At 60.8% G+C, this 9,707-nt stretch carries 13 protein-coding genes; 10 read left to right on the top strand and 3 right to left on the bottom strand.

Going from position 1 to position 9,707, the window contains the following annotated elements; translation table 11 throughout:
- Positions 1–100 precede the first annotated feature (100 nt).
- Together AL3_RS17850 and AL3_RS17845 are read left to right on the top strand one after the other, a co-directional pair.
- The gene (locus tag AL3_RS17850; protein WP_083521891.1) at positions 101–688 is read left to right on the top strand and encodes an AAA family ATPase; all 588 of its coding nucleotides are present in this window, start codon (positions 101–103) and stop codon (positions 686–688) included.
- Positions 678–914: a hypothetical protein gene (locus AL3_RS17845; RefSeq protein ID WP_066303683.1), complete on the top strand. Its 237-nt coding sequence runs from the start codon at positions 678–680 to the stop codon at positions 912–914. The genes AL3_RS17850 and AL3_RS17845 overlap by 11 nt, the downstream gene beginning before the upstream one ends.
- 63 nt (positions 915–977) lie before the next feature.
- On the opposite strand, the gene AL3_RS17840 is transcribed toward AL3_RS17845, so the two are convergent.
- The 3 genes from AL3_RS17840 to AL3_RS17830 all read right to left on the bottom strand — a co-directional run bounded on the left by AL3_RS17840 (position 978) and on the right by AL3_RS17830 (position 2,882).
- Complete coding sequence (locus AL3_RS17840) at positions 978–1,298, bottom strand: hypothetical protein (protein ID WP_066303676.1); 321 nt, start codon at positions 1,296–1,298, stop codon at positions 978–980.
- A 367-nt stretch (positions 1,299–1,665) separates the two neighbouring features.
- Positions 1,666–2,325, bottom strand: a complete 660-nt coding sequence (locus AL3_RS17835; RefSeq protein WP_157075289.1) for a RodZ family helix-turn-helix domain-containing protein — start codon at positions 2,323–2,325, stop codon at positions 1,666–1,668.
- Positions 2,326–2,336: 11 nt separating this feature from the next.
- Positions 2,337–2,882 carry a hypothetical protein gene (locus tag AL3_RS17830; protein ID WP_066303670.1) on the bottom strand — a complete coding sequence of 182 codons (546 nt, stop codon included), beginning with the start codon at positions 2,880–2,882 and terminating at the stop codon, positions 2,337–2,339.
- A 542-nt stretch (positions 2,883–3,424) separates the two neighbouring features.
- Between AL3_RS17830 and AL3_RS17825 the strand changes: the two genes are divergently transcribed.
- The 8 genes from AL3_RS17825 to AL3_RS17805 all read left to right on the top strand — a co-directional run bounded on the left by AL3_RS17825 (position 3,425) and on the right by AL3_RS17805 (position 9,520).
- Positions 3,425–4,717, top strand: a complete 1,293-nt coding sequence (locus tag AL3_RS17825; protein WP_066303667.1) for a ParB/RepB/Spo0J family partition protein — start codon at positions 3,425–3,427, stop codon at positions 4,715–4,717.
- A 417-nt stretch (positions 4,718–5,134) separates the two neighbouring features.
- Positions 5,135–6,184: a DUF4192 domain-containing protein gene (locus AL3_RS17820; RefSeq protein WP_066303664.1), complete on the top strand. Its 1,050-nt coding sequence runs from the start codon at positions 5,135–5,137 to the stop codon at positions 6,182–6,184.
- A 1,193-nt stretch (positions 6,185–7,377) separates the two neighbouring features.
- Positions 7,378–7,635: a glutaredoxin family protein gene (locus AL3_RS17815; RefSeq protein WP_055239136.1), complete on the top strand. Its 258-nt coding sequence runs from the start codon at positions 7,378–7,380 to the stop codon at positions 7,633–7,635.
- Between the two features lie 51 nt (positions 7,636–7,686).
- A complete protein-coding gene (locus AL3_RS17810) occupies positions 7,687–8,100 on the top strand; it encodes a single-stranded DNA-binding protein (RefSeq protein ID WP_082413232.1) in 414 nt (137 codons plus the stop codon).
- Positions 8,101–8,108: 8 nt separating this feature from the next.
- Positions 8,109–8,288, top strand: a complete 180-nt coding sequence (locus AL3_RS18615) for a hypothetical protein (protein WP_152969821.1) — start codon at positions 8,109–8,111, stop codon at positions 8,286–8,288.
- Positions 8,289–8,310: 22 nt separating this feature from the next.
- Positions 8,311–8,562, top strand: a complete 252-nt coding sequence (locus AL3_RS18705; protein ID WP_082413231.1) for a ParB family protein — start codon at positions 8,311–8,313, stop codon at positions 8,560–8,562.
- Positions 8,563–8,759: 197 nt separating this feature from the next.
- Positions 8,760–9,116, top strand: a complete 357-nt coding sequence (locus tag AL3_RS18260) for a DUF192 domain-containing protein (RefSeq protein WP_082413230.1) — start codon at positions 8,760–8,762, stop codon at positions 9,114–9,116.
- Positions 9,113–9,520: a hypothetical protein gene (locus tag AL3_RS17805; protein WP_055239135.1), complete on the top strand. Its 408-nt coding sequence runs from the start codon at positions 9,113–9,115 to the stop codon at positions 9,518–9,520. Before AL3_RS18260 ends, AL3_RS17805 begins: the two co-directional genes overlap by 4 nt.
- Positions 9,521–9,707 lie beyond the last annotated feature (187 nt).

Here is a 9,707-nt window from a genome sequence, read left to right as displayed (position 1 = left end):
TCCGGGCACTACTGAAATGATTGCACCAAGGTTTCCGTGTCTCTGCATAAACTGAAACACGTCTATCTGTTTTTCTGTGTCTCCGTGTTAGGCTGTGATCATGATTCTCGCGCTTGTAAACCTCAAAGGCGGGGTAGCCAAGACCACTAGCTCGTTGTATCTCGCTGCCGTCTACGCACAAAAAGGAACAACGGTTCTGCTCGATGCTGATCCCCAGGGATCAGCATCGGACTGGGTTGCGACCGTCGAAGACAGTGGCACCGAGCTGCCCTTCGATGTGAAAGTCGTCAATCAGCGCACGATGAGCCGCGCTGCGGCCAGTCATGAGTACGTCATCATCGACACTCCTCCGGGCAACCCCGCAATTGTTGATGCCGCCATCGCGGCTGCCGACCTGGTGTTGGTTCCCACCGACGCATCCCCTCTGGACATTCAGCGGGTCTGGCCATCCGTCGAGGCGGCCACCAGAGCTGACAAACCGGTTGCCGTTCTGATGGTCCGCACTCGTTCCAACACACTGAGCCTGGCAGCGTCCACGGAAATCTTCGAAGAAGCTGGGATCGCGGTCATTGAAACGCGAATCCCGCTGCGCGAGGAAATCAAAGTTGCCTACGGCACTATCCCTACAAATTTCCACGGTTACGAGACCGTAGCCGACGACCTCCTGGAGGTTCACAATGCCGGATAAGCCTTCCCTGGCCGCGAAAATGCGGCAACAGCCGAAAGCCCCGTCCTCCGCTCCCCGCAAGGGCTCCGTCTCCGACCACTTCAAGAAGCCCAGCGAGGAATACACCAAGCGGCTGACCCTAGATCTGACTCCCGCGCAGCATCGCAAGCTCAAACTTCACGCGATGAACGAAGAAACCGGCATGAATCAGGTCCTGCGGGATTTCATTGACGGACTCCCTGACTAACCGGATAGCACAGATACACAGAAACACGCCTTTCATGAAAGGCGTGTTTCTGTGTATCTGTGCTCAGTCCTGGGCGTCAGCCACGCTCTCGAGGAGCCATTGCTCCGACCGTGGATCCCTCCGGACCGTAAAGGTGCGCAGGGATGAGGTGGCCGATAGCCGAACTTGGAGCCTCCAGTACTCAACGTTGACGACATCACCCACGCCCTTCGGGACGCCGCGCTCATCCAACCACCAGCGTGCCCTGCTGAACCAATGAACTGGATCCGCAGCGACAGCCCAGACTCTTCCTTCATGCCGGACGGCCAATGGCACCCCCGCCGGCGTCAGCCTCAGCTCCACCGGCGTATCGAACAGCGTGCTCAGTGCTGTGGAAGCAGTCATGTTGCACTTCTTTCTTACCCAGCCAGGGGGCGCCTTTTGCGTTTCCCTCCCCTTGGATCATTAGAACATATATTCGAAATAAACAACCGACCCGGTCTGGATCGAGATGCACCTGTGTTTCCGCATATCCGCATAAACAGAAATACGGATACACGGAAACAATGAAAGGCATAAGCAGCGAAGAGCGGAAGGCTCTGAGTACGTTACCCAGGGGAGGGGCAGTGGGGGCATTGACTCTGCGCTTAACCACGGAAAAGGTCTCCCGCCAGCCCCGGCCGACCCTGGCCGACACTGAGTGTCGATAACTGCCCCGGATCAGAAAGGGGCACATGCTCGCTTAGCTGGAAGAGGGATCCGATTCTTGTTGTCAGCGGGTGACGATAGCCTGGTCGACGGCGCTCTGCAGTGCCCGGTAGGAAACGGCCTTCGCGGTAGCAGCCTTGAGGGCATCGAGCTTCGCGGCTTTTTCGGCAGCAGCCTTTTCCTCTGAGGCTTTCTCCTCGGCAGCCTTGGCGGCGGCAGCATCCTCCTCGGAGTTCACACCCGCAGCAGCTTGATCGGCAGCAGCATTGCCGCCAGCCGGAGCGGCGTAGTCGGTGTTACCCGGAACGTAACCCTGGCCGGACGGCGCAGCGTAACCCTGGGCCGGAGCAGTGTAGGACGGAGCCTGGTAGCCGCCGTTGTTCGCCGGAGCCTGGTAGCCGCCGCCGTTATTGGCCGGAGGCGTGTAAGACTGGGTCGGCGGGTTGTAGACCGGGCCCTGGGCCGGAGGCTGAGGAGCCTCGACGGGAGGGGTCCACGGAACTTCAGCAGGAGGCTGGACCGGAGCTGTGCCGCCGAGATCAATGGGAGTCGTGCCCGTGCCGGGACCGGTGTTGTCTACCACCTCCCAGCAGTCAATGGGGAGGTCTCCTACTGGGCTCGAGCAAACCGTGCGTGCGCTGGCGGGTGCTGCGGAGAACAGCATTGAGGCGCCGAGAACGACGGTAGTGGCAAGTGTTGCGGTGAGGCGTTTCCAGGTCTTCACGGGCGTGGTCCTCACTTCTCTGCGGTTTCCGGAGCCGGCGCGGACGGTGAGGATTCGGCAGGGAAGGTGACGAGCCAGCCGCCGTCGTCGAACACCAGGTCCTGGATCCGGCCGGCGATGCCGGCAGTGTCGTCAACGGCTTTGCCGTCCCGGGTGATGGCTACGGCGTCGGCCGGAATGAAAGCCGTCTTGTCCTTGACGGTTACCTTATCCGGATCCACGGTGAGCTTCAGTTCGCCCTCGGGGCCATCGAGCCGGAGCCAGGCCAGGGCGGTGATGGCCTCAGAGACCTGCTGTGCCGGTGCCGTGGCGTCGGTGAGAGCGACGGCGTCCGCGAAAGTCGTCTGATCCAATGCATCGGGGAAGGCGGCAGCGACCTCATCGGAGATGGCGGCGGCAAAGAACGCTTCAGCGGCGTCGGCGGCTTCCACGGGGGTCAGCAGCTCGGCGTGGCTGGTGGCTTCGCCCTGGGGCTGGGCGGTTTCCTGGGCACAGCCTGCCAAGGGGAGCAGGATGGCGGTGGCGGCAACAGCGGCGAGACTAAAAAAGCGCTTCATGATGTCCTTCGTGATCGGCGGTCCGTTGAAAGCCTATGGGCGCACATCTCGCGTTACGCGGGAGTGCGCGTTTATGTCCGAGTGGCGTGTCTGTCCGCTCGTCACAGGCCCGGCCAATAACGTTCGGATTTTCGTTCCAACCCGGCAATAGATTCCAGACAGTCGCTCGGCCTCAACCTTTGACTCGGCAGGTACCGAAATAAGCGGTCCTGCGCTGCGCTTGGGGCTGTGGCCGGCGGCTCCTTCGTCACCGCCGACTGATCTGTCTACGACGTCTTTTTTGCTGCTGTCCTGCGGATTCTGCGCCCCCGCTCCACAGCGTCAACCGGCTCCGCCGGCTGCGGTCCCAACAATCCTCTCCGGCGCTCCTTCGTCGCTTATTTCCTCCCAGGATTCTTAGACCCTGGCGCCTACGGCGTTGAGCACTGCTCCGTCGGGAACAAGCGAGCAAGCTCGCCAGCAGGCAAAAAACAACGGGGGAGAGGCCAACTGCTGGACCACCACCAGCCAAACCCCACCCGCAACCACAAGGAGCAAAAACCATGGAACATCTGGAACTGGTCAACCCGGCCCAGCTGACCATCGACGCGAACGTTCGCGCCGACGTACAGCTCGACAAGGAATTCCTGGCCTCGATCAAAGAGCACGGAGTGCTCCAGCCCGTCATCGCCCAGCGCAAGGAGAACGGCGGCATCCACGTCCTCTTCGGCCAGCGCCGCACTCTCGCCGCCGTTGAGAACAACCTGACCCGGATCCCCGTCTACATCGTGGACAGCCTCACCGAAGCCGACCGGATGGCCAAGCAGGTCGTCGAGAACGACCAGCGGCAGGCACTGACCGAGGTAGACCGCGCTGAAGCCTTCCACCAGCTCTCGCTGCTGGGAGTCTCCGCCACCCAGATTGCCCGCAAAACCGGAGCCAAGAAAACCCTCGTCGAAGCCGCCCTGAAAGTCCGCGCCAACGACACCGCCACCGCCGCCCTCGCAGGCGGAATGACACTGGAAATGGCAGCCGTCATCGAGGAATTCAGCGACGATGCGGCCGCTGTGGAACAGCTCGAACGCGCCGCAGCGAACGACCCGCAGCGGTTCAACCACACTGCCCAGCGCATCAGGGACGACCGCAAACGCGCCGCCGAAGTCGCCTCCATGACCGCCGAAATCGATGCCCAGGGCCTGACAGTCGTCACAGAAAACGTCCTCTACTACGACTACAAGGGACCGATGGCCCCAATCGGTGACCTCCGCACCGCAGCCGGGGAACCCCTCACCATCGCAGACGCCAACGGCGCATACATCGGGCACACCTACAACGGTGAGCTGAACGTGGTTTTCCTGCACACCGACTGGAAAGCCGCCGGTCTCACTTTCCCCGGCCGCACACAAACAGGCGGCCCCATGACTGAAGAGGAAAAGGCAGAACGCCGAACCGTCATCGAAAACAACAAAGCATGGGACGCGGCCGAGAAAGTCCGGCTTGGTTTCCTGAAAGACCTGCTGGCCGCCAAGTCCATGCCAAAGGACGCCCTGCAGTTCATCGCCCAGGCGATCTGTACGGACGGCTACACCGTCTCCGACGGAATCTACAAATACAGCGGATTCACTGCCGAACTGCTCGGCGGCAGCAACGGCTTCGGAGAACTAGCCCGAGTAGCGGAGAAGCCAGGAAGGAAGGCCGACAGCATCATCCTGGCGTCCTTCCTCGCCGGGTACGAACAGAACCTCTCCCGCCAATCCTGGAGGACCCCGACCGACGCCGAATGGCGGTATCTGACCAAGCTGGGGGAGTGGGGCTACGCCCTCAGCGACGTCGAGCGCATCATCACTGAAAAGTAGGCAGAGGGTGCCCCAGCTCAGGCCGGGGCACCCTCACTCGTCCATATTCGCACGGATACACGGATACACAGATAAACAGAGCGGTCCTTCGCTGTGCTTCGGGCTGTGGCCGGCGGCTCCTTCGTCGCCGCCGGCTGATCTGTCTACGACGTTTTTTGCTGCTGTCCTGCGGATTCTGCGCCCCCGCTCCGCAGCGTCAACCGGCTCCGCCGGCTGCGGTCCCAACAATCCTCTCCGGCGCTCCTTCGTCGCTTATTTCCTCCCAGGATTCTTGACCCCTGGCGCCTACGGCGTTGAGCACTGCTCCGTCGGGGACAAGCGAGCAAGCTCGCCAGCAGGCAAAAAACAACGGGGGAGAGGCCAACTGCTGGACCACCACCAGCCAAACCCCACCCGCAACCACAAGGAGCAAAAACCATGGAAAAGCTCAAAGCCACCACCGCCGCCGACGTACTGGCACTGTTCCCGCACATCCTCGGCTTCGAACCCCGCGAGTCCTTTGGACTCATGACCCTGCAGGGTCCCGCACTGGGGGCAAGCCTGAGAATCGATATCCCCACCGATGACATCAGCCCCACCGGCTTCGCCCAGACGCTGACCTCCCACCTGCTCGAAGACGTCAACGCAGACGGCGTGCTGCTCATGGTCTACACCAACGAAAAGCCCGCAGACCCCAACGCCAGCACCAAACCGCACAAGGACTACGTGGAAGCCATGAAACGCGAACTCCAGCGCGGAGGCCTCCCCATCCGCGACGGCTGGCTCATCACCGACCAGGGATGGACAGACTACTTCTGTGAAGACGCCGACTGCTGCCAGCTGCGCCCGCTCTCTGAGATCGACGACAGCATCATCAGCGCCCACATGGTCTTCAACGGCTCCGCCAAGCGGACCACGCTCGCCGACGACCCCGCCTTCATCGGCAGCGACGAAGCAGAACGCAAAATCAGCGAAACCGCCGCACGCATGGCAAATGTGGCACCTTTGGACTTCACCGACCCGGCACACTGCGAAGCACGAGCCGCATGGCAGGAAGGACTCGGCACCCAGCCCGACGAGGACGAGGCATGCGAACTGGTCGGCTACCTCCAGTGCAAGCCGGTGCGTGACCGCCTCGTCGTCGATGCCATCAGCTACGCCGAAGACATGGCAACGATCAGGAACGTTCTCACCGGCCGAGTCTCGGAGCGGCCGGACTGGGCGCGGGTTGATGCCACCGAAGCCCTGCTCCTTCACCTGCTGGCCTACACGCCCGGTGCCGCCCGGGCCGAACTGTTCAGCTTCCTGGGCTGGCTCTCCTGGTACAAAGGCCTCAGCTCAGTCGCAGTCGCCTACTTCAAAAAAGCCCTCGAAGCCCAGCCGGGTCACCGCCTCACGATGCTGCTGAACGAAATGCTGCGGACCGGTGCACTGCCGGCAGTGAGCAAGAACCCGGCCACCGCCTACAACACACCGCAAGCCGACTAGGAAGAGTACGAAGGCTGGCCCCCGGCGAGGGCCAGCCTTCGGCATGCATTCCCTGGCACCATGGAACGTCCCGATTTGCGCCGGCGGCGGCCTCCTCCGCAAGCTCCCCCGGCCGCCGCCATGACACGCTGGCGCGACCCTCCCAAAAGGACGGCACCCTGCCAGTACAGTGACCGAACTACGTAAGAAGATGAGGACCCGGAGAGCATGAGAACAGACCTCATTCATTGCAGCGATGGCGCAATGATTGAAGCCATCAGGCCGATCGGGGACGGGCAGCTGGAGAGCATCGAGACCTTTGCAATCGTCCGACCCGGCGGTCCGATCCAGCTAGTGGACATGATCTGGGTCTGTCCCGAGCTCCGCCGTCTCCTGTAACGTCCGGAAGCGATTCTGCCTGGTCAATATGAGGTCAGTTCCTAGAAACGACCGGCCACAAGGGCAACCACGGCCGCCCAATCGACATGACTGAACACCCAGCCCAAGAAACTCTCATACGCCTGCTTGCCCAGGGGCAGCAGCAGCCAGCCCAGTGCCACGAAATGCCACGGGCTGTAGCTGCTCCCGCTTGCTTTCCGGCAGCACTCACAGTGCTCTGGCTTCTCCAACGCTGACATGATTGAACCTCTCTGTGAGAGGCGCTTTGCCTTCACAGAAGGTTCGTTGACGGCGCATACCCAAAAGTGACAGTTTTTTGACTGTGAGCTTGGACACATATGTGCCGGGCGGTCCTTCGCTGTGCTTCGGGCTGTGGCCGGCGGCTCCTTCGTCGCCGCCGGCTGATCTGTCTACGACGTCTTTTTTTGCTGCTGTCCTGCGGATTCTGCGCCCCCGCTCCGCAGCGTCAACCGGCTGGAGCCGGCTGCAGTGCCAATAATCCTCTCCGGCGCTCCTTCGTCGCTTATTTCCTCCCAGGATTCTTAGCCCCTGGCGCCTACGGCGTTGAGCACTGCTCCGTCGGGGACAAGCGAGCAAGCTCGCCAGCAGGCAAAAAACAATGGGAGATACCAACAACCCAACCCAGCGAAACTGGTCCCGAAACTACTCGCACGTTCCAGCGATATACAGGTAGAAAACCCCTAGATTTAGGGCCAAAACCCCTTATTATTCAGATGAATAAATGGGAAAATAGAAGCATCACCAACAGCACGGACTCTGACTAAAACGACTACGAAACCTGAGGAATGAGTGCCATGACTATCACCGTCTACACGAAGCCCGGTTGTGGACCCTGCAAGCTCACCATCGGAAGGTTCAAGAACGCCGGGCTTGATCCCCAGGTAGTCGATATCACCGCCACCCCCGCAGCACTGGAATACATCACCGAAGAACTCGGGTACGTCCAGGCACCCGTCGTCGTCTACGAACGGGACGGATCCGAAGATCACTGGTCAGGACTGAACCCGGACAAGATCAACCAGGTCATCGCCCTGGAAACCCCCAGCACCTAACCCATAAAAAGCAGCACTCCCATCTATCACCCACGAAGGAAGCTGATCACCATGGCAGGCGAACCCACCACCACCATCACCGGAAACCTCACCTCGGATCCCGAACTGCGCTTCACCCCCAGCGGCGTCCCGGTCGCCAACTTCACCATCGCTTCAACACCGAGGATCCTGGACCGCCAAAGCAATGAATGGAAGGACGGAGAAACACTCTTCATCCGCTGCACCGTATGGCGCGAAACAGCCGAATACATCGCGGAATCCCTCACCAAGGGAAGCAGGGTCATAGCCGAAGGAACACTGAAATCCCGGCGGTTCGAAACCAAGGACGGCGAGAACCGAACCACCATCGAACTCGACGTCGAAGAAATCGGAGCGTCCCTCAAATACGGCCCCGTGCAGCCGGCCAAACGCCCCTCACAGCCCGAACAACAGAGCGGAAACCCCTACCTCACACCCGTGGAGTAGAGAGAAAAATGCCAGGCAAGAAACTAGAGCTCGGTGGAGAGCATGACGTGTTCGTACTCTCCACCGCACTCGAACGCATCAGGGACGAATTCCTGTACCGCAGCGAGGACCCCACAGAACGAACGGGAGCCCCTTTCCTGGAGTGGGCTGCTGCGGCCGAGAACCTCAGGATCCAGGTGCTGGAATGAAGACCATGGACCAGGGAACCCGATGAGCCAAAGAAAACCTGCGTCATTCACCCCGTATTTCACAGAACAAGACGCGGATCAGGTCAGAGCCGCTTTCCTGGCAGCCGGCGGAGCGGAAGGCTACCGGTCAGTCTCAGAGCTCATTGAGGGCGCGGTGTTGCGGGAAGTGCGCCGGCTGCAGCGAAAGCACAACAACGGCAGGAAGTGGGTCCCGGTGAAAGCCGGTGCGCTGCGTCCCGGGCGCCGGACCCGTCAAGAAGAAGGACGGGCGTGAACAGAAATTTCCTTCGTTGGTTGCGGAGGACAGAAAGAGGAGCGGGGACCGTGTGGTGCGGTTCCCGCTCCTGCCATTTCACCCCCAGCTCCGGAAAGGAGCTGCGCATCGCTCGGGGACTCATTGTGCAGGTCCTGGCGGTCATCACCCTGGCAGGATGTGCCAGCGATGCTGCGCCGTAGGCAGCAACCGTCACCGTGGGGGAGGAGCGGGAGTTTCAGGTTGAAGTCGCAGTCACACCCGAGCAGCAAAGCGCAGGGCTCAGTGGCCGGCAAAACCTTCCACCCGGCACAGGAATGCTCATTACCTTCGAGCCGGGCAAAGAACGAGAGGTGTGGATGGCCGGAATGGAAATCCCCATCGACATAGCTTGGATAGCCGACGGACAGGTTCTGCAGATCAGTACGCTGGACCCCTGCACGGAAAACCGCCAGAGTCTCTGCCCCCGATGGAAATCACCGGGAGCAGTCGACGCACTTCTGGAAGTACCGGCAGACGCACTGAAAGGCATCACCCCAGGAACACCCGTCAGCATCCGAGAGGAACAGCAATGACCCCAACCCTGCTGGAGAAGAATGCCCCTGAACCCGACCCGGTAGACGAAGCCATCACCGCACTCACCGCAGCTGCCCGCGGCCAGCGCATCATTGGCGCCGGCACCGCCAACGAACACTCAGTGCCGACAAATTTCGCTGGCACTCTTTCCCGGATCCTCGCTTCCGTCGCGGCCAACGTTGGCGGGATAGAAGCACTCCTGCAAGGCCGGCCAGAATCCTGGGAAGCGGATTACGTGTGCCAGCTGCTGCGCAGCACCGTCGGAGAGAACGAGGAATACCTCCTGCAGTACCGCACCGAACTGGTTGGCTCAAGGGGTCTCAGGGGCTTGAGTAACCGGTTTCCCCCACTCGACAGGCATCGGCATGTTCGAGTACGGATTTGTGATTTGACGAAAAACTAGAACCACTATCGCCGCAGCGATCAGGACCACGAAGACGATCAGCATCTTCCGGTTGCGTTTCGATAACTTTCTCACGGAATCGTCTCCCAATTTTTACACACACATGAAACGGTTGGGTGTCATACAAACAAATACTATGGGGGGAAACATTGAAAAGAAAGCTGTCCGCATTAGCCATTGCTTTGTC

The organism is Arthrobacter luteolus NBRC 107841 (assembly GCF_001552075.1).
In the GTDB taxonomy this organism is placed as follows: Bacteria; Actinomycetota; Actinomycetes; order Actinomycetales; family Micrococcaceae; genus Arthrobacter_B; species Arthrobacter_B luteolus.
This window is presented reverse-complemented; position numbering and strand designations above follow the sequence as displayed.

Bases quoted from the DNA above. Each gene is read 5' to 3' on its own strand.
- AL3_RS17840 (WP_066303676.1), bottom strand. From the start codon at position 1,298: ATGACTGCTTCCACAGCACTGAGCACGCTGTTCGATACGCCGGTGGAG.
- AL3_RS18615 (WP_152969821.1), top strand. From the start codon at position 8,109: ATGCCAGGCAAGAAACTAGAGCTCGGTGGAGAGCATGACGTGTTCGTA.
- AL3_RS17805 (WP_055239135.1), top strand. From the start codon at position 9,113: ATGACCCCAACCCTGCTGGAGAAGAATGCCCCTGAACCCGACCCGGTA.
- AL3_RS17810 (WP_082413232.1), top strand. From the start codon at position 7,687: ATGGCAGGCGAACCCACCACCACCATCACCGGAAACCTCACCTCGGAT.
- AL3_RS17825 (WP_066303667.1), top strand. From the start codon at position 3,425: ATGGAACATCTGGAACTGGTCAACCCGGCCCAGCTGACCATCGACGCG.
- AL3_RS17830 (WP_066303670.1), bottom strand. From the start codon at position 2,882: ATGAAGCGCTTTTTTAGTCTCGCCGCTGTTGCCGCCACCGCCATCCTG.
- AL3_RS17815 (WP_055239136.1), top strand. From the start codon at position 7,378: ATGACTATCACCGTCTACACGAAGCCCGGTTGTGGACCCTGCAAGCTC.
- AL3_RS17850 (WP_083521891.1), top strand. From the start codon at position 101: ATGATTCTCGCGCTTGTAAACCTCAAAGGCGGGGTAGCCAAGACCACT.
- AL3_RS18705 (WP_082413231.1), top strand. From the start codon at position 8,311: ATGAGCCAAAGAAAACCTGCGTCATTCACCCCGTATTTCACAGAACAA.
- AL3_RS17820 (WP_066303664.1), top strand. From the start codon at position 5,135: ATGGAAAAGCTCAAAGCCACCACCGCCGCCGACGTACTGGCACTGTTC.
- AL3_RS17845 (WP_066303683.1), top strand. From the start codon at position 678: ATGCCGGATAAGCCTTCCCTGGCCGCGAAAATGCGGCAACAGCCGAAA.